We start from the raw sequence: 22,462 nt of genomic DNA, 5'->3' as shown, positions 1-22,462 counted from the left end.
TATCCACCTCTGGGGTGTGAAACAGAACAATCTTAAGAACATCGAGGTCAAGATCCCAGTTGGTAAAATGACTGTGATCTGCGGCCCGAGTGGTTCAGGGAAATCTTCTCTGGCGTTTGAGACTTTATTTGCCGAAGGCCAACGCCGTTTCATCGAGAGCATGTCAAATTATGCTCGCCAGTTCCTGAATAAAGCTCCTAAGCCTGACATCGAAGGCATCAGCAATATTCCACCGGCAATTTCAATTGAACAAAAAAACACCGTTAAAAGTTCACGCTCAACTGTAGGCACAACCACAGAAGTCATCGATTACCTACGTTTGCTTTTCGAAAAGATTGGTAAGTCATACTGCCCGACCCATCATTGTCCCACAGAAAAAGAAAGCGTGACCGAAGCAACGGACAAGGTCATCAAAGAGTTCGCGGGAAAACGTGGTTACATCCTGGTTGAAATCTCTGAAAATGGGCGAGTGGCTCAAGCCAAGAAACTTCACTCTTTGCTTTTGCAAGACGGTTACTTGCGTATTTATATTCCAAAAGTTCAACCCTCGGTAAAGCCCGTTGCGACAAAAAAAGCGACAGTTAAAAAAACCAAAACAAAGGGCGCTGTAAAGAAAACGGTCGAAGAAGTTATCAGCATACCGGTCGTTCCTTCAGGTTTAACCACCGAAGAAATGGGAACGGTTGTTGAAATCGGCGATCCAGCAGCAATCAAAAAAGGTCTTCCTAAAGAGACTTTCTATTTGATCATTGATCGTATGAGCTTCAATCAAGATGAGCGTGGCCGTATTGCAGACTCCATGACTCAGGCTTATGAGGCGAGTATCAAATACAATTCTAATTTGATATCGCGCAAAGCTACTATCCTCACAACAGAGGGGCAACGCCTGCAAGTGAGCGAGGAGTCCTCTTGCCCTATCTGCGGTTACACTCCTCCGCCTTTAACGTCTCGACTTTTCAGTTTTAACTCGCCAATTGGTGCGTGCCCGACTTGTAAAGGTTTTGGCAATATTTTGGACATTGATGAAGCCAAAGTAATTCCAAACCCTGCCATGAGTTTAGCGCAGGGCGCTTTAAGCCCGTTCTGGATGCCAAGTGCTGCACATGAAAAAAAGCAGCTTCTTGCCTACTGCAAAAAAGCTAAAATAGACATTCACACCCCATGGCAGGATCTGCCAAAACCACAAAGAGATGTGATTTGGAATGGAAATGACGATTTCTTTGGTGTTCGTGGATTGTTTGAATACCTAGATCAAATCAAATACAAAATGCACGTTCGCGTGTTCATTGCTCGCTTCCGCAGTCCGTTCTTGTGCCCTGAATGTAAGGGCGCACGTCTGCGTGAGGAAGCAAATCACGTTTTGGTTGGCAGTGCGAATATCAACACCCTCTCAACCATGGTAATCGAGGATCTGTGTGAGTTCTTTAAAAAGATCGAACTATCCCCGCATCAGGTGGAAGTGGCTGGCGAAGTATTAAAGCAAATTCGCGCACGCCTTGAGTTTTTGATTCGCGTTGGTGTTCATTATCTTTCTTTAAGTCGTGAAACCAGAACTCTTTCGGGTGGCGAATACCAGCGTTTGATTTTAGCAAATCAATTGGGCATGGGTTTATCACAAGCACTTTACGTTTTGGATGAACCCACTGTTGGCTTGCATCCTCGTGACAATGATCGTTTGATTTCCATCCTTAAGGACTTAAAAGAGTTAGGTAATACCTTAGTTATTGTAGAGCACGATCACGACGTGATCAAAGCCAGCGAAAACATCATCGAAATGGGCCCTGGCTCTGGATATCTTGGTGGAGAAGTCGTTTACTCCGGCCCCACTAAAGAATTTTACAAGTACGATAAATCCAATACAGTTCCTTATTTGAAAGACAATAAGCACTCGGCAAATCTTCGTACGATTCGTCCCGTGGATATCGATACTTATAAAGTCAAAATCGAGCTTAAGGGAGCCAAAGGCCACAACCTTAAAGATCTTGACGTCACAATTCCATTAAACCGTCTGGTAACAGTAACGGGCGTGGGTGGTTCTGGTAAGTCGACTCTGATTTCTAAAACTTTGTACCCTGCTTTAGCTCGGGCATTGGACCTGGAATATCTTCCAGCCCAAGAGTACACGGGCCTTGATGGGGTTGATCATATCAAGAATGTGCTATTGATTGACCAATCACCAATTGGTAAGTCTGCGCGCAGTTCTCCAATTACTTACCTTAAGGCTTTTGATGCGATCCGTACAATTATGGCTACGACTCCCGAAGCTCAAGCTCGTGGATACACTCCAGGTACGTTCAGCTTGAACGTAGATGGTGGCCGTTGCCCTGCTTGTAAGGGAACTGGCTACGAGGAAATCGACATGATGTTCATGGATAACGTCGTTATTCCATGTGACGTTTGCGACGGTAAAAAATATCGCAATGAAATCCTCGAAGTTCAGTACAAAGGAAAAAATGTTTCCGAGATTCTGGCGATGACTGTTAATGAAGCGATGAATTTCTTTGTCGCTAATCCTAACATTCGTAAACCTTTATCCGTTCTTAAGGAAGTGGGCTTAGATTACCTGCAATTAGGACAGCCTGCGAACTCCCTGAGTGGTGGTGAATCCCAGCGTTTAAAGATCGCAAAAGAGCTATCTCAGGTCCAACAAAAGGCTACCCTGTATATTTTGGACGAACCCACGACGGGGCTTCACTTCCGCGAGGTAGACTTGCTGATGAAAGTCCTTAATAAGCTCATAGAAACAGGTGGCAGCGTCGTTGTTGTAGAGCATAATTTGGACGTGATTCGCGGCTCTGATTATATTATTGACCTCGGCCCTGAAGCGGGTAAAAAAGGCGGTAATATTGTTGCTCACGGGTCTCCAGATGACATCATGAAGGCCAAGAAAAGTCTGACGGGCCAATATTTAAAACGCTATATCGACGGGAATGCATAATACCCGCGAGACGGAAGTAGAATGCTACCTGAGATTAAAAAGTTACTTGCAGAAATCAAACCCCACAAAAAGCGTTTCACGGTTGTTGCTGTAACAGGGATTTTGAATGCCCTTGCGACGGCTCGAATCGCTTTCTTATCTAAAGTTTTATTCGACGCTCTTTCTGCTAACAACCAAGAGGAATTAAAAAGACAAGTGCCTTTTGTTATCGGGCTTGGCTTGATTCAATCAGTGGCTCGGTATTATCACTTGTACAATATGAACTATATCGCTGAGGCTGTTGTCTCCAGAATTCGTGAAAAACTTCAGTACAAGTTCATGAAGTTGAATTTATCTTTTCATAACACTTATGCGACCGGATCTGGTGGTCTTATCAGTCGCATTTTGAATGATATTAAAACCATTCAAGATGGCTTGCGCGTTGTTGCCGATATCTTTTTATACCCGCTTCTTTTGATTGGCCTGATTGTGAACCTGGTAGTTATCGATTGGAAACTTACTCTTGCAGTTTTAATCGTCACACCACTCATTGGAATGATCTTAAAATCAGTTGCTCGCAGTATGCGCAAGTACATCCCTCAAGAGCGCGAAACGTTGGAGCACATGACCTCAACCATCAAGGAAAGTTTGGATGGCGTTCGTGTCATACAATCTTTTAACCTTGAAAAGGACATGGCAAAACGTCTGGAAGATGAAACCAGCATCTTTTTAAAAATTCGCAAAATTGTTTTCAAACGCCAGGAAGCTGCAGGTCCCGCAACTGAATTCATTGCGACAGCCCTTGTGCCTTTAATCCTATTGTACAATAGCTATGAAATCGCAGCCGGTCGCGGTACAGCTGGTAACTTTATTGGGTTCATCGCCTCTTTGCTGATGGTGAATGCGCCGATTAAAAAAATCCAAGAAGCTTACATTCGCATTCAAGAGGTTGTAATTTCTGTTCGTCGTATTTTTGAAATAATCGACAATCCATCGGAAGTCCCTGAGGTAGCAAATCCCGTTCCTTTTCCTAAGGACTGGAAAAAGATCACCTATAAAAATGTAAGCTTCAGTTATGGAAAAGATCTGATTCTGAAAAACGTAAACCTGGAAATCAAACGTGGGGAAGTCGTGGCCCTGGTGGGCTCGAGCGGCAGCGGTAAATCAACTATCGTAAATCTTTTGGAGAGATTCTTTGATTCTACTTCAGGCGAAATCTTAATTGATGACGTTAATATCAAAGACTTGGGATTAAAAGAACTTCGTCGCAATGTAGCTCTAGTAACTCAAGATGTGTTCTTATTCAGTGATTCGATTGAAAAGAACATTTGGGCAGGCGATTACAATCGTGACCGAGCAGACATCCAAAAAATGGCAAAGCTTGCTAATGCTCACGACTTTATTATGAAGACGCCAAAAGGTTATCAAAGTCGTGTGGGCGATCGTGGAAATTTGCTTTCGGGTGGTGAAAAACAGCGGATCAGTATCGCGCGCGCCATGTTTAAAGATGCGCCTGTATTAATCCTGGATGAAGCGACAAGTGCTCTAGATACTGCCAGCGAGATCGAAGTTCAAAAAGGTCTTGATCATTTGATGGAAGGTCGTACGGCGCTGGTTATTGCTCATCGTCTATCCACGATTCAAAAAGCTGATAAAATCGTCGTTATGAGAGCTGGTGAAATCGTAGAAATTGGAACTCATGCAAGCCTTCTGTCACTTAAAGGCGAGTACCACAACTTTCATAACCTACAGCATAGCTAGAACGCTTACCCTGCCGTTTATCTGCAGGGCCAACTACTTAAAGTGTTCTGACAACCACTTCATCACATAGGGCATACGACAATTCCAGTATGTGCCTGCGTGCGAATTACAGTCTTTATGTTTTTCGCACACTTCTTTCTGATCACAATCTTTAATACCAATCTTAAACTCTGGATGAGCCTTAGCCAGCTCTTCGATAAAGATTTTTGTATCTGGCGTGCTTTTCAGAAACGCATCCGTTGAGCCAATCTCGAGCTCGAAGTTTTTCACCGGTAAACATTTATCGCTGCCTGGTTTTTTTAACTTTTGGCAGATATGTCGGGCACTGCGCTCTTCAAAGTCTTTACCAACACCATAGGAATAGTAATCTTCCTTTGGCTCTTTACTGTTGCTACCGGGTGTCCAGATTTCATTAGGTGTTCGGAAGACAGGACTCATAGCAAACACCGAGCACACCAATTTCGGATTACTTAAAGCCAATCGCACGACTCCGTTGCCACCCATAGAAATCCCAAACAAAGCGCGATCGCAAGGCTCGTCTTTAATGACGGGATACTGTGATTCAATTTGTTTCAACAGATCCTTCGTCACCATGTCGGCCATCATAACTTTAGAAATCGCACCATTCATCCAGTAGTGACTCTGTCCACTCGGAGAAAAGATCAAAAACGTTCGGCCACCATTGCGCACCACTTGATCATAGGCTTCAATTCCCCCCGAGTAGTTCAAGGAATCCTTATCTCCCCCACGTCCATGCAGAAAGATCGCGTATGGATATTTCATGCTTCCGTCATGCACATATCCAGGAGGAACGATCACGTTGTACCCAACATTCTTTTTCAAAGATTCTGAATAGAAACTAGTCGAAAAGCATCGAGTGGCAAAAATTTTGATATTCAACGCTTGCACATCGAGTGGCTGACATTTATCCGAATTTGCAAAAGTGAATGGGGAAATCAGAACAAGAGGGATGATAAGAATTAGACATTTCATATCCATTCACGATAGCACATCACATTTTCGTTTCAATTTGAGTCAGCAATTAAACATCTGAAATTACGAAGTTTTTCACTTTTCAATCAGGAAAGACGTTTCAGACAGACTCGACCAATGACGGGGATTGAATGATATTTCGACACAACCCTCAAGTCCGTCTAGTTTCTTGACGATAAAAATATCGACAGTTTGAAAGTTACAGAAATTGAAAGGGAGTTTGAAATGATTAATTGGGATGAGTTTGAACATATACATGTTATTAAAAAACTCAAACATATCCTTAGCGCTTGGTGGAATATTGACGTTGTATTCACTGATGAGCGCGGGACACTAAGAGGCTATGACTCCGGCAAAGCAGGTTTTAACAATCCAGCTATCGCTGCGTTGGTTAATAAAGAAGCTGGCCAAGCTAGCATAGCTGAGCTTGTTACTAAATCACTTGATGATCTTCGTACTTCTCAAAACCGCTTCTCCCTTCGCAAATGGGATATGGTTGGTTTTGACGTTGGTGTATTTCCAATCATGATCGAAAATGATTGCGTTGGTACCGTTGTGGCGATGGGCTTTTTCCGTGAAGCTAACTTCACTTCTCGTATGACTGAAATCCGTGAGCGCCTTGCAGCTTTTGGTATGTCTGGCGAAGTAATTGAAAAATGCTTGGGCAAATTGAAATTCTTGGATGACCATGAACGCACTCACTTCACTGAAGTTTGTGAACTGGTTGCTCAAGAGATCGTGACTCTTCACCTTGAGATTTCTTCGCGTGAAGATCGCATCAAAGAATTGAATAAAGAACTTGGAAACAGATTTAAATACGACAACATGATCGGTAAATCTAAGCCAATGCAATCTTTGTACGCCTTGCTTGATAAAATCAAAGGTGCAGATTCCACAGTTCTAGTTCAAGGTGAAAACGGTACGGGTAAAGAACTGATTGCGAAATCAATTCACTATAACTCTCACCGTAAAGACAAACCGTTTGTTATCCAAAACTGTTCTGCATTCAATGACAACTTGTTGGAATCAGAATTATTCGGTCACGTGAAGGGTTCATTTACTGGCGCATTGAAAGACAAAAAAGGTCTTTTCGAAATGGCAGACAAAGGGACATTCTTCCTGGATGAGATCGGTGATACTTCTCCACAAATGCAAGTTAAGCTTCTTCGCGTATTGCAAGAAGGTACTTTCACTCCAGTGGGTGCGACTGAAATGAGAAAAGTCGATGTTCGTATCGTTGCGGCGACGAACAGAAACCTTAAGGAGATGGTTGAACAAGGTACATTCCGCGAAGACTTGTACTACCGTTTGAATGTTATCAACATCCGCGTTCCACCACTTCGTGAACGTAAAGAAGACATCCCGTTCTTGACTGATTTCTTCTTGAACAAAATCCATGAAGCTCAAGGCGGTGTTAAACACCAATTGACGAAACGTGCTCTTGAAAAATTGTACGACTATCCATGGCCAGGTAACGTTCGTGAATTGCAAAATGAAATCGAAAGACTATGTGTTCTTTCCGGTGAAGAGTCAAAATTGATGGGTGAATTACTTTCCCCTAAAATTTTGGAAGCTGGCGAGAAAAACAAAGTTCAAGGTTCTCGTTTGCAAGGTAAGTTAAAGGATGCTTTGGAAGATCTGGAACGCGAAATGATCCGTGAGGGCCTTCGCCGTACTGGTTGGAACAAATCTAAACTTGCTAAAGAGTTGGGTATCAGCCGCGCCGGTCTTATCATGAAAGTCGAAAAATACGGCTTGGATAAGCGTAAAATCGCTCGCGCCTAATTCGGGCAGCACCCTAAATTAATTACCTATTTGAACTAAAATTAGAGGGCTTTGAAGGTGAACTTCAAGGCCCTTTTTCTTAGCTTATATCCCATCTAAATAATTGTTTTCCCAAGGTATTCCCCTTGCCCTTCGGACTTGGTACGTCTCTTGTATATTAGAGTCTCGTTAAGGGGTGTTTGTAATGTACAGTTCGACTTTGGATTCTTCATTTGTATCTCGTCTTAAGCATCTTGTGGAAACTCGATATGGTAAGGACTTGCTAATCCGTCAATTGATGGATTTGTCTGACATGCAATTGCATGAAGATACTTACTTGCGTGGTAAAGACTTCCACGTACCTATCAAAGTAAATGGTTCTTTGTTAGGAACCGCTATCGTTCCGGGGGCGGAAGATCTAACTTCAGAAAAACGTCAGGGCGTAACTCAGCTGATCCGCATGGTTTTGGAGCCTGCTCTTTACAAATGGCATCTCGAGCAAAAAGAATCTAACTTAGTCGAGATCAGCAAAGCCAATTTTGAAACCGAAAATCTTCATGTATTTGGCGATGAACCTTTACCAAGCATTGATGAAATTTTAGAAGAGACTTCTGCGGACCTAGCCAAAGGTCTATCCAAAGAGCTGCTCTCACACTTGATTCATCTCGAGGGTCAAACTTCGACGACGAATAAAAAAGTAGCACTGCAATTACACGAGTTAACTGGCCGATGGGCATTTGTTCCATTTAACGATATTAAGGGTCAGCTTCATTCCAGCTTTGACATTGCTAAAATGGGTGAAATGACAATCTTCATTGAAAACATCGAGTCTTTGAACGCCGCTGAGCAAGAGCTTTTGCTGGAATATTTAGGCGAAGAACACTCGCCAGACGAACCGCTTATCATCACAAGTTCTTCAATGAATCTTGAGTCTCTTGCGAAGGTGGATAGCTTATCTTCGAATCTGCTGGATGAAGCCTCCGTGAACTGCTTCGAAGTAGATCGTGCTCCTCTTACGACCCAAGGCCTTAAAGAGGTCCTGGAGCTGTTCTTTATGAAGGACCCCGCTACGACATAAATTCTTGAATTTACATGAAGTGTCTGTGAGAATTTTTCTCATGGTCACTCATGATGAATTTCTAAATTCTTTTTTAAGCCGCTCATTGTCCACAGACGCGTTCAAAGTCTTCTCCCTTGCTGGAGATGCTTCGAACCGTCGCTATTACCGCGTGGTACATGACAATCAGTCATGGGTGCTAATGCGTTGGGAACCCTTTGATCCTAATAACTATCCTCTTTTAAGCGTTCTGAATCACTTTGCTAAAAATGGCGTCAACGTTCCTAAGATCGTAGCGATGTCTCCAGCTGAAGGTTTGATTTTACAAGAAGACCTTGGCGACTTGATGCTTGAAAGAAAATTTTGGGAAAGCCAAAGTCACGAATCATCCTTGGAATGGTACAAAATGACCGTCGATGAGATCGTCAAGATTCATCACAAAGCCACTTTGGATCACGACCCTAACTGCTCGGCATTCAAAATGAAATTTGATACGGAGAAATTCCTTTGGGAAATGAACTACGGCAAAGACAACTTGCTGGCCGGCGTTTTGAAATTTCCGTTCAACGACAAAACAAACAAAGAAATTTCAGATATCTTTTTGGATGTCTGCTCAAGACTAGATGCCGAGCCAAAGCGCATCGCTCATCGTGATTACCATTCTCGCAATGTGATGATCAAACTTGATAAAGTCCATGTGATCGATTTTCAAGATGCACGCTTGGGGCCCATTCAATACGATCTGGTCAGCCTAATGCGTGATTCCTATGTCGATATGAGTGATGAAATGGCTAATAAGTTGATCAATTATTACCTTGAGCAATCAAAAGAATTCCTACCTAAGGACTTCTCAAGAGAGCATTTCGATCGTATGTACGAACTCCAATCCGTTCAGCGGTGTTTCAAAGCCTGCGGAAGCTTTGCAAGCTTTTTCCATCAACGTGAAGACCGTCGTTATTTAAAATATCTTTCCGGAACTCTTCGTCGCGTGATGAAGGCGATCAATGAGTTTCCTGAATACAAAGTATTTGCCGACATCCTTATCGATTCGGGTGCTCTTGAAAGAAAGTACGACTCTTTATGAATGTAATGCTTCTTGCTGCTGGTGAGGGCACGCGCCTGCGCCCTTACACGAATCAACTGCCAAAGCCCGCAATCCCATTTTTGACTGTGCCGCTGGCAGCTCACTCCTTAAGTTTCTTGCAAGAAGTAGGAATCGAAAAACTCGTTGTAAACACTTACCATTTGCCAGAAAAAATCCACAGTCTTTTCCACAGAATCAATCACGGTGCTAAAGAGCTCCACTTCTCTGATGAGGTGGGTGAGATTCTTGGAAGTGGTGGCGGGTTAAGCCGCGCGCGCAAGTACTTCAAAGATGGCGGCGACTTTATCATGATGAATGCAGATGAAGTGATTCTGCCGGTGGATTCTGAAGTTCTTACGAAAGCCATTGCCCAACATCGTTCCTCAGGCGCTTTGGCTACTTTGATGGTGATGGATCATCATGAAGTAGGCACCAAGTTCGGTGGTGTTTGGACGGACTCAAATGGCAACATAAAGGGATTTGGGAAAACTAAGATCGAGGACTGTGATAAAGCATGGCATTTTATCGGAGTCCAAATTTTATCGGAAAGAATTTTTGATTACCTCCCGAAAGACGGCGTTTCAAATATCCTGTATGACGGCGTCATGGCTGGACTAAACAAGGGCGAGAAAGCAGCCGTATATCCTTTTGAATGTACTTGGTTTGAAACAGGTAACCCTGCGGACCTGATCGAGGCGTCTGAGCACTGTATAAAAGTTATGATGAATGATGATTCTCCGGCAAAGCGTGCTCTTCAAAAGACATTTAACCAGTTCGCATCCTCTAGGATCGTAACTCAAAAATTCAACGATGCCTGTTTGCATTTTTCATCCGAAGCGATCATTAACAACGAATCAAAATTTTCAGGCTTTGTTTGCGCAGGACCTGGTACCGAAATCGGCAAGAACTGTTCTTTGGAAAATGTGATTATTGGGGATGGCGTGCATGTTGCCGACGGTACAATCGCCAGCAACACTCTTTTTCTTTAAGCTATTTCTTTAGATCGATATCAGACGCACCAAAAAATGAATCTTGGCTCTCTTTCACCTTATAGCGACGAGACATCATCAAGAAAATACTATCAGCGGCAACACCAATGGGCTCGCCGTTATAGTTTTTACTCATCCCCGAAACTAATTTCGAAGGATCTTTATCAAGCAAACTCGTGCGCGCTCCACTACCAGCACCTGCATATCCAGGATACGCACCGGAACTACTGCCATCACTGCCTGGAGAGCGAGAACCGCCTCCACCAGAGCTTCCCTCTTCGTAACCACTCACCTTTGTAAGAGCACCAATCTTAAGTTTATCCATCGCCTTTTGAGCAATTTTATCAGAGGTAGATTGAGCAGCATCAATAGCCCCTTGTGGAAGACCTGCCGCTGCCATTGAAGCCGCCGAAGTCATGTCACTTGTTTTGTAGCTTGTACCATCGGGTGAAGTAATTTTAGTGGCAGAGCTATTTACAACTCCAGCCGCTTTCAAGCTCGCCAAACCAGCCTCTGCCTGCTTTATATAATTCGAACCAACAGCTGCGTAGTCCGTGCCGGTCCCAGAACCTGACGACGATGTGCCTGTGCTGTCATAACTTCCAGTACCATACGCATTAGAGTCAGAAGCCGTGTTATAAGCTTGCGATGCTTTGTTGGCATTCTCTTTTGCTTGCTTTAAAGACAAAATTCCATAGGCCGTAAAAATCGCTGCAATTGCGCACGCACTTCCATCCTCGGGACATCTTGACCAGTTTTGCGCTGCCACCGCAAATTCCGAAGCACTGGTCAATGCGTTCAACGCAGTACCGGTGCTATTTGCTGAACCTGCATTATTACCAGAAGTATTCACCGCGGGAGCTGTCGACGTACTTCCCGTAGATGTATTGCCATCAACGCCCGAGCCGGAAGCTGCAAGACCCACCACGGGTGAAAGTGCAATGCTTGAACTGGTAACTGCAGCCACAAATAATCTAAGTTTCTTCATCGTTCGCCCCTAGTTATTCAGCAAGGAAGATTTATTGTCCTGATAGCGTTCGCGAACTTTTTCCCAGTTAGACTTACCACCTTGACCGGTCACTTCTTTAGAAGTGTTTTGTTGACCGCCCATTTTTAGAGGGTCTTTTGCACCGCCTGGAAGATAGCTGCGCAATCCAGATTTATCACCAGAGTCGCCGCCTCCGCCACCCCAGAAACCTCCACCACCGCCGCCTCCGCCACCGGAGCCTGCTAGGATATTGGTATCAAGTGCCTTCGCACCTGATTTTTCTTCACCAGAACCAGCGCCACTTCCAAAACCACTGCCACCACCCAAACTTGCGCCACCGCCCGTTGGAGCGCCCACACCCGCACTTCCAGAAGAACTGGAAGGGTCGCGTGTTGCTGTGGATGGTGTACTGCCTGTCGCCAAATCAGCCGCCGTCAAACCATCAGTCCCCGTAGAACTGCCTGTTGCTGACAATGCCGACAAGCCACTGCCTGTAGAACTCATTGATGATTTTGCTGCGACAGATCCGCAACCCTCTAACATTGGATTTTTTAAACAAATACACTCTGGCAGACTTGCGTTCGCTTCGATAGCACATGTTTCTGCAGTCGTCGTTGTTGCTGTAGAACTATCAGCGCTCGAAGCTTCATCACAACTTTCACCCTGTTTTAGAGCGTTCACAACGCCGTAAATACCTGCCGCTGCTGACGCCAATAGGGAGGCGTATTTGGCTGTACAAACTTCTGATTTGCCAGCGATAGCTTTGATGTTTGTGCTTTGAAGTTCTTTATCTGCCAAGCGCCCTAAAGTCCCGGCTAATTCTTTGTATCGAGGAAGCTCTGTACATCCAGCATGAACACAAGTGGAAGTTTTAACTGAATTTGCAGCAGCTGTTTGCAAAGTTTCCGCTGCTTCTTTAACTGAAGAACAATACCAACCGCAGTGACCCTTCGCTGCCCCACACACGGCTGTGTAGGCCGTTAGGGCGGCTTGTGCGACACCCATCGCTTTTCCAAAAGTACTGCAAGCATCATTAACCGATGAAGCACTTGCCGCTGCCGCTAACACGTTAACTGCGGCAACGCCGTCTTGAATTTTCGTGCTCAAATTCGACAAACACGCATAAGCAGCAACTTTCTGACTGGTTACACATGTGTCCCAACTTCCTTTATACTTTTGGTAAGCCCCCGCAATTTTACCAAAGTTAGCTTGGTCGTTGATAACCGAGCCAGCAAGGCGTTCCATCTCTCTATAGTTCGATTCCATTTGGGCTTTTACGGCTTCTAGCCCACCAGCTTCAGCTTCGTTTACATCTTGTGCCTTAGTTGTATCACTGACCGTGGTCGTACTAGGAGTACTTGAGGAGCTTGTGCTGTTTGCTTTTTTAGCGGAACTTGCTGGCACCGTGTTTTGCGCGGGGCTCAGAGAGCTAAAAAGAAAAATTGCAGCAATAATAGAACTGATTTTGTTCCGATTCGTCATAAACATGCTATTCCCCTACCTGTCTCTTTTCGGACAAAAGTAAGAGAATCTTAAGTGTCTCAAGATGAGATTTTTCGAGTGAAATTAGAAGTCTGAGGGTGGCAAGTTTTTGATTTTAGCTTTGCCCGAGTTATCTCCGCCCAATTGCAGCTCAGTATTCAGATAATCCGAGGAAATCATTTTCACAGAATAACCCGTGCTCCCCCCGACAATACAATTGCCCGAAGTTGCTGGAGCAGGAGTTTCGCCGTTGTACTTAGGCTCGATACTGCATTTGCCTAATTTGCCGGTATTCAAAGAATAGTCCAGCAAGCCGTTATCTGCCCAGCCCGTTAGTACGTTTTTCCAGTCTTTAGAAAGATACGTTAGCTTCTGATCAAGATCGATCGATAGCTCTCTAATTTCAGGATTTTTCAAAACCTTATATTGATCTTTAACGCTGAACTCATTCAAGTTCTCGCCATTCTGATTATAGTCCTTGTGGTAGCCAATATCAGGTCTGACTTCCTTATCAAAACCAGGAATTACTTTGGGAATAAATCGAGATTTAATTCTGGTATAATAGTTATGATAAAAATCTGGTTCGATGGAATAGTATGCCATATCAAATTGATCTGGCAAAATTGCTAAAAGCTCAAGGTTTCTGAAGCGTGATGGTTTCTTGGTTTCCTCACTCCATGCCAGCATATCGCCGTTTCCAGAACCTTTTTTTGCAAAATCAAATGGCAATTGATTCCAGTGCATAAAGTTAGGAGCTTTATCGCTCGTATCAATTTCACTGTTAGATCTTCCCAAGCTCCACGAAGGATCCAATTTGTAAATGCCCCGACCAAATTGATAAAGCACATTTCGGCTTTTCATTCCGTACATGTCACCGACAAAACGACTGTAATTCGCAGCACGCGTAGGATCACGAGGCTCGCCAATACTGTTGGTATCTGCGATTCGTGGCGGAACGTTTGCATCCATTTTTCCGCCACCAGAAGATTTATCAGAGCCACTTGGCCATTGAGATTCATACCATGGCCCCATTCTGCCACCGAAAGGCTTAAAGAACGCTCTGGCTTTTAGTTCCACCGTTCCGAATGGAGAGAAGGGTATATTAGGTCTTGTGGAAGCGCTTACTCCAACATACGCCATACACCAAGGATTCTTTTCAACACCTAAGGAATAGTTGTAAGGATGATCGATTTTATCGCGCATCCCCACGAATTGAGCAAGCTCACGAATATCTCTTGCGAGCTCATGATTTGGATTATTTACGACTTCCATCGGCCAGTCTTTTGAATCAGAAGAAAGTTCGCGGCCTACAGGTTTGATCGTGTTCGCATCTGAACGGGCACAATCTGTATCAATATAGTTGAAGGCCGGAGCGATGCGAATGGGAACAAGCCATTTGGCAGGCATCTCGTCGGTTGATGGATTGTTACAACCCTCTGCGCCGAGGGAGTTGTACACCTTTAAACTTAAAGAGTCTTTGTTAGCCGTGGTTAAATTATTTTGCAGCGTCTTTGTAATGCCAGTTTTCACACTGTCACCATCAATATCGTAAAAGTCCTCTGTGCTTTGGCTCATCGAACGAGAAAGCGCCGCGATCAACAGCATCCGATCACCTTGATCGATATTATAAGCAACTACATACTGAGCCAAAAGCTTGTAGTTATACGCACCAAAATACTTACAACGTTGAATCGCGCTATAACGAAGGGTTTCAGTCGCTTTAGAAATCGCCGCATTGAATGGACTTTGTCCCGCGATGACTGCTGGCTTTTCAAAAAGTCGGATGCCACTGTACTGACTCAAACTCTTGCAGGTATTTTCTCCGTCTGGCATCGGCTTGAACGGAACGTACGTCGCACAAAAAGATGGGGCTTCATAGAAGTCACGCTTCTGCATATTGATATCATCGGTATCAGCGCTGCCAGGACGAATGCCTAACTGCCTATTGCCTTCTTTATGCACTGGATGCTCGTCAAAGTCTCCCGCCGTTCCGATCGCGCGATATCTCCAAGCCAATAACTTCCAACTTTGCCGAACTTGATAATTAATATGTGCGATCGCATTCATGTTTTCTGCCTGTTTCATGGCGCCGTAATATGCCGCCATGTCGACAGAATTCTGTAAATTAATTTTGTGATGCACCAATAGTCCCACGTTGATGACCATGGCAAAGAATATAAACAATATTTGGAATATAAGAGCGACGAATAAGGCGACCTGACCTTTGCGGTTTTTCAGTTTTTGAATAAGGGCGCCTTGAAGTTTTATCATGTGGTTAAAAAACATTGTCTCGTATCGTGTGCACAGAGGCAATAACTCGACCTTGAAAACTTTGACTTGTTCTATAGTGAGATGACAGACTTTTAGCCATGATGACTAAGGGGAAACTCGACGATGGTCCGTAATTACTTATCAGCCTTTATTGGCATCACAATACTAACTGCTCCGCTTGTTTCCAACTCTGCAGTCTTGTTTGAGGGATACTCGAAAGTTAATTCTGGTGACACGCACATCGGTTACGTGATCAATCGCTATGAATTCGATGATAAAAAAAAGCAGTTCATCTCTACCTATTTCGTAAAAACAGGTAAGGGTCCGACAGAAACGACAGAAAGCTTAAAGGCGGTTGCTGATTCAGAATTGGCACCCATTTCCTACGAATACACGTCCCTTGCGGGAAAAGAAACTAAGACAATCGATGCTAAATTTAAAGCTGGGAACATGTCAGCACTAGTCAGCATCAATGGAAAATCACAAAAAATTGATAAGAAAATTCCCAAAGGCACTTTCCTGTCGACGTTTTTGGTTTATCTGATGTTGAAAAGTAAAGAAGGCCTGCGTTCTGAAACCAAGTACGAATTTCAAGCCATTGCTGAAGAGGATGCCAGCATCTCTAAGGGCCAAGCTCTGGTCGGCAAAGAACAATCCTATAATGACTTTAAAGTATTTAAAATTTTGAACACCTTTAAAGACGCGAAGTTTTTAAGTTACGTCAATGAGCGTGGTGAAGTAATTGCCACAAATGCCCTCGGTACTGGAATCTCAACCGAACTTGTTTCAAGTGCTGCTGAAGCAACAAATGGCCAATCCTACAGCACGACATTATTAAAAACACTTTTTGGCGGAGTACCTACTGGAAACCAAAACGTAGTTGCTCAAGGTAAAAAAGCGAAACCCGCTAATTTGCCAACAACAACCATCAATGCACCAGTGACAGCACCATCTCCTGCAACACAACCAGAAACTGAGCCGGGTCAATAATATGAGTATTAAGCAAATTATCGGACAACACATGTTCATCGGCATTCAAGGTCATTCCCTAACGGCCGACGAAAAAAAATTCATCGTTGATAATAACATCGGTGGTATCTGCCTGTTTGGCAGAAACGTCGCGGACCCAAAACAAGTTCACGATCTATGCGCTGAAATTCAATCACTTCGCCACAAACAAGCTGATAAAGCTCCCCTGTTCATAGGCATCGATATGGAAGGTGGCCGAGTCCATCGTTTAAAGCCACCATTCACTGTTTGGCCCGCGCTTCGCAAGTTGGGAGATTTAGATGCTCCAACCGTGTCCTTCCACTTTGCAAATCGAATGGGTCAGGAATTAAAGGCTGTCGGAATTAATTTAGATTTCGCACCATCGGTCGACGTATTTACTAATAATGCGAACACAGTGATTGGCGATCGCTCTATCAGCGCTGATCCAGAATCCGTTGCAAAACACGCATCTGCACTTGTCCGTGGTTACATCAAAGCTGAAGTTATCACTTGCGCTAAACATTTCCCGGGGCACGGAAACACTATCGTTGATAGCCATTTGGATTTGCCTGTTGAAAATCTTGATCGCGAACGCCTTGAAAGCTGCGAATTGATTCCCTTTAAGAAAGCTTTCAAGTCGCGCGTCGACATGGTCATGACGTCACATATTAAGTTCCCAAAAATCGATCCAGATTGGCCTGTCACATTGTCAGAAATCTTTGTAAAGAAAATGATCAAAGAAGAACTTCGCTATCGCGGCCTTGTGATCACAGATGACTTGGGGATGAAGGCAATGTCAGCGCATTATGGCTTAGAAGAAATTCCCGTCAGAGCACTCCAAGCAGGTTGCGATTTGCTTTTGTATTGCAACGAGTTCGATGTTCCTCCGCAAGCGGTGGAAGCAATCTTAGGAGCTGTTGCGCAAGGTACATTGGATCAAGCCCAACTTGAAAACACACACAAAAGAATTCTTGAGCTTAAAAAATTGAAGATTCCAAATCCAGAACCATTGGCCATGGATGAAGTAATTAAAATCGTCGGCCACGCGGAACATTTGAAGATCGCTTCTGCGATCAACAGTGGAGTTACGCCTGACGGCTTACTGCCAGAGTAACAGTCATGTAAAAAATACCCGGGTCCAAGCGCTCATCTTAAGCAGGCGGCCCTGGAAGCTGGCCTAGGAATTGATACTGCTCCTCTAGTTGGTAGAGGAGTTTTTATGAGTATTGATAACAATAACGAACAATTGAATAGCGAGAATCAGCTCGATTTGTTTGCGTATAATACGTCAAAACTCGATTTTCTTCCTGACTTAGAAATTCCCCCGGCTCGTCCACCCCAAGCAAATAAATCACCTCGCTTTATGACCATGTCAGCAGCCCTGCATATTGCAGCAGCCGTTGCGGTCGCAATCATGAGTGTTCCACTCGTCAACGAAATTAAAACCGAGACAATCACCATTGATTTAGAGGAACCGGCAAAGGTACATCAAGTCACAAAAGGTGCTGACGTCGAACCCACTATGGGTGGCGAACCCTCTCCGATTTTAGAAAAAGCCCCCGTTAAGAATATCGCCAAAGAATTGCCAACTAAAACCGTCGAAGCTCCGACCGCTCCTACTGAAGCGCCGGTGGAGGCAGCTGCGACTGCAGAGGAACCTGCAGTTGTGGCGGCACCAGCCATTGAAAAGTCAGAACCGATTGCGCAAAAGGTGGTTCTTCCACCTCCAACAAAGCCAGCTCCTCCAAAGCCGGCTGCAAAAGCTGTACATAAAGCGGTTCAGTCCGCCCCTGCGAAAACTAATTTTGCGGCTGTGCCCATGACCATTGATGATATTAATTCCCCTGAGTTGGATGAAGGTGAAATCGCGAATCAAAAATCTCAGGCGAAATTGGGCGAAGATTTTAATCAAGACTTTGATGAAATTGATAACAAACATTCCAACAAATTGGCCGCTGAACATTCTCAGTTAAACGCGATGGCCGACGCTTTGGCAGCTGATCAAGAAAGTTCTTTAAAGTCCCTGGAAGATCAAAATCAAGCAGATGCTGCAGCCCTGGCAGAGTCACAAAAAAATCTTCGCAATAAAAACGCGAAAGCTATCGCCGCAGCTGTAGCTGCAGAGCGTGCTGCTGCTGCCGCTGCCGCTCGCGAAAAAGCTCAAAAGGAAGCTGCGGCCCTTGCTGCGGCTAATGAAGCAGCCTCCGGTAAAGGTGGAAACGGACTTGGCGGCGACGGTTCCGGCAATGGTGAAAAAAAAGGTGCTGGTGCCGGTAACAACGGCGCCGATAAAAATGGAACTGAGGTTGCGGGTGCTGCAACAGGGGTCAGAAGCCTTGATCAATTAAAACAAATGCCTGGCAACCCACGTCCTCAATATAATGAAGACGAGCGTCTTCGCGGTGATCAGGGTAAAGTCAGCTTCGAGGCGTATATCACCAAAGACGGTATTCCAGTGAACTTCAAAATGAAGCAATCCACCGGTCACAGAAACTTGGATGCTAAAACTTTGGCAGCGTTGAAAAAGTGGAGATTTTATCCCGGACAAGAAGGATGGGTTGAAATGCCATTTAGTTGGGATTTGAAAGGTGGCGTTCAAGAAGTAAAAGGCCGTCTAAGAACTTCAGTCGGGCAACTGCAAGGTGGAGGCTACTAGTTTCTAGTAGCAAACTGCACAAACGCAAAAAGCCTTTGGTTATCCCAAAGGCTTTTTAGTTTTCATAGACTGAGGCTAATTAGTCTTTGAAAAGAGTTTTAGCAGATTTAGTCGTACCGTTAGTACGGATAGCTGCTTTACGTTTTTTACCGCTAGTAGTTTTTTTCTTTTCGCGAATGTATTCAGTCTTTTTTGTTTTAGAAGCCACGGTTTACCCCCGGAATATTTAATTAAAAACTCCGGACTTGCCGAAGTGCGCTATACCCGTCAAAGCCGGGATAGGCTAGACAGAACGAGTTAACTATCAAAACGGAATAACCAAGTCAATCGAATGCCTATAATCTGATGAATTTTGTGTATTCCCGTAATAAGCGTAGTTCAGGCGGAACCTAGGACCGCTAAAACCCACCCCGATCGCCGCTCGTGGTTGAGACTCGTCCAAATCGTCTGAAAAGCCAAAACGGATGACTATAAAGCGATTTAAGAAGGTTTCAAGGCCCAAACCAATGTATCCCTCGGAATCAGCATCCAGGCGGAACCGGGCTGCGCTCTTATATAAATAGTTGAATCCAGCCCCTACCTTGGTTTTCCCACGGACCTCTTTAGGTACGTTTTGGTTTTCTCCAAACAGGTTATACCCCACTAAGCCTAGGCCCACTGCGGAATTTGGCGTGTATAGGAAACCCAAATCTGCGTTCACAGTATGATAGGTGGCCGAGTTCACATCTTGGGTCAGATAGTGGCCCGTTAAACCCATGGCCCATTTTTGGTAAAAGAAATCAGCCAAAGTAATACCGATATCGTTTTCTTTCATCTCGCCAACGGTTTTTGTCTGAATCGTCCTTTGAACATATGAAGCAGCTGCCGGCATCGTGCTTTCTTTTGTGTTATCACTCAAAAAAGCCGCGAAATCTTTTTCCGCAAACGAAGTGTAAAGAAAACGGCCCCCTAGATGTGCCATGGTGGCAGGATTCAAGAAACTAGCGTCGCCCGGCTCTACAGCCGCACGTCCAGTTCCGCCCGTCGCCACAGAGACAGAGGAATTATAAACTTGGGCCACTGCTTGGTTCGAGCTAACATAAAGCAGGAGAAAAACAGAAAGTTTTTTTACTAAGCTCAAAGGACGGAGCATGAATCTACACCTCGCACGTATAATGTGCACTATCGTTTTAGTGCTCACATCCTATCAATCAGTTCATGCTGGCGCCAACAACTTTACTGCCAAACAAATTAGATCCGGCGATAACCTAATCAGTATTTTGCGCCAACAAGGGTTCTCTGCTCGCGAACGCGAAAAAGTATTGGGATCAGATCTTGGCCTGCGTCGTTTGTTTCTGACACTGGACACTCGTTATTTAGTTCGCAGAGATAAAAACGAAGTTGAACTGAAAGTTTTTGATTCTCAAACGTCCGAAGCATTTCGCATTCTTAAAAAAAATGGCGCGATCCAAGCTGGATCATACAATCCTAAATTTAAAACAACCTATCTGCGTATTGATGGCAAAGTTCATGGCTCGATTTTAGGTTCGATTCTGCCAAAAATTAACAGCAACTGGGTTGCAACTCGTTTTATGGATGCCTATGCATTTGATATCAGATCGCCAAAAAATCTGCGCAGAGGGGCTCCATTCTGGTTCACCGTGGAAAAGAAGTACGAGGACGGGTTGTTCGTTAAATACGGAGAGATTCTGCAGACTTCCCTAGAGATTAATGGCGAGGAAGTTCACAAAAAGTTTGTCCGCTCTAAAGGTGGCGGAGTGTTCTTTAATGATCAGGACCTGCAAGATAAGCGCGCGTTTTACTCTCCCGTTAATTACATCAAGATCGCCAGCACTTTCCAACCGAATCGCTTGCATCCCATTACCAGAAGACGTGTTCCGCATCTAGGTGTGGACTTTGAATTGCCGATCGGGGATTCCGTACTTGCAGCCAGAAAGGGTGTCGTCGTTCGTTATGGCAACAATCACGCGGCTGGAAACTATATCGTTCTTCGCCACTCCAATTCCATCGAAACTTCTTACAATCATTTATATAAAATCGATCGTCGCATTCGTGAAGGTTTGGTTGTAAATACGGGTGATAAAATTGCCGAGGTTGGCTGCACTGGTTATTGCACAAGAGCTCACTTGCACTTCGCCATAAAAATAAAGGGCCGAATGGTCGACCCTTTGAAATATATTAAATCTTATCCGCAAAACATGCATCAGATGCTAGCTTCGCAAGTGGCGAAAAATTAGAATTTAGTACAGATCGTTGCGTAGTTTGCGCAACGTTTCGTCGGAATAATCAAATTCGGATAGCTCGCTGATACATTGCCAATCAACGGGTTGTAACAAGATGCTCCCGCACTGTACTCCACACCTTGCGCAACGCCATTCACGGTGTTTTCTGTATAACAACTTGGGACAGTAGCCTTAGGAACCAAGCAACCTTGAGTCACATTGACGTCCCATTGGTCGGCGCGGAACTGACGACGAACGATTTCAATTTCTTGACGAAGTGAAGCGCTCGCAGCGATTTGTGCCTCGGTATGAGGAGCACAAGATGCAGCATCACGATTTAAATAAATTTTATAAATACGGTTACAGTTCCAATTTTGAATAACGTTACCTGTACTCAAATCAACTTCTTGCAAAGTCTGCAAAACATTTAACGGAGTAAATCCATTTGCCACCCCGACTGGTTGCCCAAATGAAAAACGATAACCGCGACCATAACCAACGGCTTTATTCGTCGTACTCGCTGACATCACCGAACCAATATTTACAGAGTCATTCAAATAAGACATCGTCATCTGACCCTGCACTTGCAAAATATCGCGAAGACTTTGTGACATGCTTTGATCGGAATTAAATTTCATGTTGGCTTCAAGAGTGCGCGAATTCGTCGAGAACGGGAAATAGCGCACGTTCGAACCACGATTACTTAGCAAAGTATCCATGATGTATGTTGACGATAAAACGTCAGCCATCGCAATTACGTCTGTATTCAAAGTCAAAGAACCACTAGATGAATACACACTCGCCAAATTGGAACGATCACGTATGGCCATCACAGGCATCGCATTTAAGTTCGCAGGCGAGTCCCCTAAATATTCTGCATACTGAGCTTTGGTAACTGACGTCGCAGGATAAATTGGAGAAAAATTTGCGTCGATGTATGAATAGAAGCTCGAAGGAATCGTTATTCCCCCAGTTTGATAAGCACCTGCACGAATAGAATAATATGCAGAACTTGATGGAAGGGTTCCAGATTCAGCGCACGAGTTATACGCGATTTGGTCGAATCCCCCATCAAAGGCGAAAGGTATGTCTGTAATTTTCGCAGCCATCTGCGAGCCATATTTTGAAGTGAGCGCCGCGTCCAAGCTCGAATAATCTGACACGCTATCAAGGGATGAATCGAAACCTGCTTTGCCGCAGTTCTGAAAAGAAACAACAAGAGCCAACGAGGCAGCGATGACCCCGGCAACTTTCACCGTTGTTTGCTTGTTTGGCATTTTCATGGACA

Annotated in this window: 17 protein-coding genes; 10 read left to right on the top strand and 7 right to left on the bottom strand. The window is 44.4% G+C overall.

Features of this window, described 5'->3' with window-relative positions; all coding sequences use genetic code 11:
• Window positions 1-16 precede the first annotated feature (16 nt).
• Together uvrA and B9G69_RS08855 are read left to right on the top strand one after the other, a co-directional pair.
• A complete protein-coding gene (gene uvrA, locus B9G69_RS08860; protein WP_088617208.1) occupies window positions 17-2,938 on the top strand; it encodes an excinuclease ABC subunit UvrA in 2,922 nt (973 codons plus the stop codon).
• 21 nt (window positions 2,939-2,959) lie between these two features.
• Window positions 2,960-4,678 (top strand): ABC transporter ATP-binding protein, encoded by a 1,719-nt coding sequence (locus B9G69_RS08855; RefSeq protein ID WP_088615896.1) that lies wholly within the window; start codon window positions 2,960-2,962, stop codon window positions 4,676-4,678.
• Between the two features lie 33 nt (window positions 4,679-4,711).
• On the opposite strand, the gene B9G69_RS08850 is transcribed toward B9G69_RS08855, so the two are convergent.
• Window positions 4,712-5,671, bottom strand: a complete 960-nt coding sequence (locus B9G69_RS08850; RefSeq protein WP_176400963.1) for an alpha/beta hydrolase-fold protein — start codon at window positions 5,669-5,671, stop codon at window positions 4,712-4,714.
• Between the two features lie 225 nt (window positions 5,672-5,896).
• Here B9G69_RS08850 and B9G69_RS08845 point away from each other — a divergent pair, with 225 nt between their 5' ends.
• The 4 genes from B9G69_RS08845 to B9G69_RS08830 all read left to right on the top strand — a co-directional run bounded on the left by B9G69_RS08845 (window position 5,897) and on the right by B9G69_RS08830 (window position 10,565).
• Window positions 5,897-7,456, top strand: coding sequence for a sigma 54-interacting transcriptional regulator (locus tag B9G69_RS08845; protein ID WP_088615898.1), 1,560 nt, complete (start codon window positions 5,897-5,899; stop codon window positions 7,454-7,456).
• Window positions 7,457-7,640: 184 nt separating this feature from the next.
• Window positions 7,641-8,513, top strand: coding sequence for a hypothetical protein (locus B9G69_RS08840; RefSeq protein ID WP_088615899.1), 873 nt, complete (start codon window positions 7,641-7,643; stop codon window positions 8,511-8,513).
• A gap of 25 nt (window positions 8,514-8,538) precedes the next feature.
• The gene (locus B9G69_RS08835; protein ID WP_265438040.1) at window positions 8,539-9,576 is read left to right on the top strand and encodes an aminoglycoside phosphotransferase family protein; all 1,038 of its coding nucleotides are present in this window, start codon (window positions 8,539-8,541) and stop codon (window positions 9,574-9,576) included.
• The gene (locus tag B9G69_RS08830) at window positions 9,573-10,565 is read left to right on the top strand and encodes a sugar phosphate nucleotidyltransferase (RefSeq protein WP_088615901.1); all 993 of its coding nucleotides are present in this window, start codon (window positions 9,573-9,575) and stop codon (window positions 10,563-10,565) included. Before B9G69_RS08835 ends, B9G69_RS08830 begins: the two co-directional genes overlap by 4 nt.
• Window position 10,566: 1 nt before the next feature.
• Here B9G69_RS08830 and B9G69_RS08825 read toward each other — a convergent pair whose 3' ends face one another.
• The 3 genes from B9G69_RS08825 to B9G69_RS08815 form a co-directional block, all read right to left on the bottom strand.
• The gene (locus tag B9G69_RS08825) at window positions 10,567-11,553 is read right to left on the bottom strand and encodes a hypothetical protein (protein ID WP_088615902.1); all 987 of its coding nucleotides are present in this window, start codon (window positions 11,551-11,553) and stop codon (window positions 10,567-10,569) included.
• Between the two features lie 9 nt (window positions 11,554-11,562).
• Window positions 11,563-13,041, bottom strand: a complete 1,479-nt coding sequence (locus B9G69_RS08820) for a hypothetical protein (RefSeq protein ID WP_265438039.1) — start codon at window positions 13,039-13,041, stop codon at window positions 11,563-11,565.
• Between the two features lie 78 nt (window positions 13,042-13,119).
• Window positions 13,120-15,306 (bottom strand): TadE/TadG family type IV pilus assembly protein, encoded by a 2,187-nt coding sequence (locus B9G69_RS08815; RefSeq protein ID WP_088617209.1) that lies wholly within the window; start codon window positions 15,304-15,306, stop codon window positions 13,120-13,122.
• A gap of 123 nt (window positions 15,307-15,429) precedes the next feature.
• Between B9G69_RS08815 and B9G69_RS08810 the strand changes: the two genes are divergently transcribed.
• From B9G69_RS08810 to B9G69_RS08800, 3 genes are all read left to right on the top strand, one after another.
• Window positions 15,430-16,296: a hypothetical protein gene (locus B9G69_RS08810; RefSeq protein ID WP_176400964.1), complete on the top strand. Its 867-nt coding sequence runs from the start codon at window positions 15,430-15,432 to the stop codon at window positions 16,294-16,296.
• A 1-nt stretch (window position 16,297) separates the two neighbouring features.
• Window positions 16,298-17,410, top strand: a complete 1,113-nt coding sequence (gene nagZ / locus B9G69_RS08805) for a beta-N-acetylhexosaminidase (protein WP_088615904.1) — start codon at window positions 16,298-16,300, stop codon at window positions 17,408-17,410.
• A 105-nt stretch (window positions 17,411-17,515) separates the two neighbouring features.
• Window positions 17,516-18,952, top strand: coding sequence for an energy transducer TonB (locus B9G69_RS08800; RefSeq protein ID WP_088615905.1), 1,437 nt, complete (start codon window positions 17,516-17,518; stop codon window positions 18,950-18,952).
• Window positions 18,953-19,031: 79 nt separating this feature from the next.
• Here the strand turns inward: B9G69_RS08800 and B9G69_RS08795 are convergent, their stop codons facing one another.
• A complete protein-coding gene (locus tag B9G69_RS08795) occupies window positions 19,032-19,160 on the bottom strand; it encodes a hypothetical protein (protein ID WP_254916917.1) in 129 nt (42 codons plus the stop codon).
• Window positions 19,161-19,256: 96 nt separating this feature from the next.
• A complete protein-coding gene (locus B9G69_RS08790) occupies window positions 19,257-20,084 on the bottom strand; it encodes a hypothetical protein (RefSeq protein WP_088615906.1) in 828 nt (275 codons plus the stop codon).
• On the opposite strand from B9G69_RS08790, the gene B9G69_RS08785 reads away from it, so the two are divergent.
• Complete coding sequence (locus B9G69_RS08785; RefSeq protein ID WP_254916918.1) at window positions 20,083-21,189, top strand: M23 family metallopeptidase; 1,107 nt, start codon at window positions 20,083-20,085, stop codon at window positions 21,187-21,189. The genes B9G69_RS08790 and B9G69_RS08785 overlap by 2 nt on opposite strands.
• Here B9G69_RS08785 and B9G69_RS08780 read toward each other — a convergent pair.
• The gene (locus B9G69_RS08780) at window positions 21,186-22,457 is read right to left on the bottom strand and encodes a hypothetical protein (protein WP_088615908.1); all 1,272 of its coding nucleotides are present in this window, start codon (window positions 22,455-22,457) and stop codon (window positions 21,186-21,188) included. The genes B9G69_RS08785 and B9G69_RS08780 overlap by 4 nt on opposite strands.
• Window positions 22,458-22,462: the final 5 nt, after the last annotated feature.

It is taken from the genome of Bdellovibrio sp. SKB1291214, assembly GCF_002209355.2.
In the GTDB taxonomy this organism is placed as follows: domain Bacteria; phylum Bdellovibrionota; class Bdellovibrionia; order Bdellovibrionales; family Bdellovibrionaceae; genus Bdellovibrio.
This window is presented reverse-complemented; position numbering and strand designations above follow the sequence as displayed.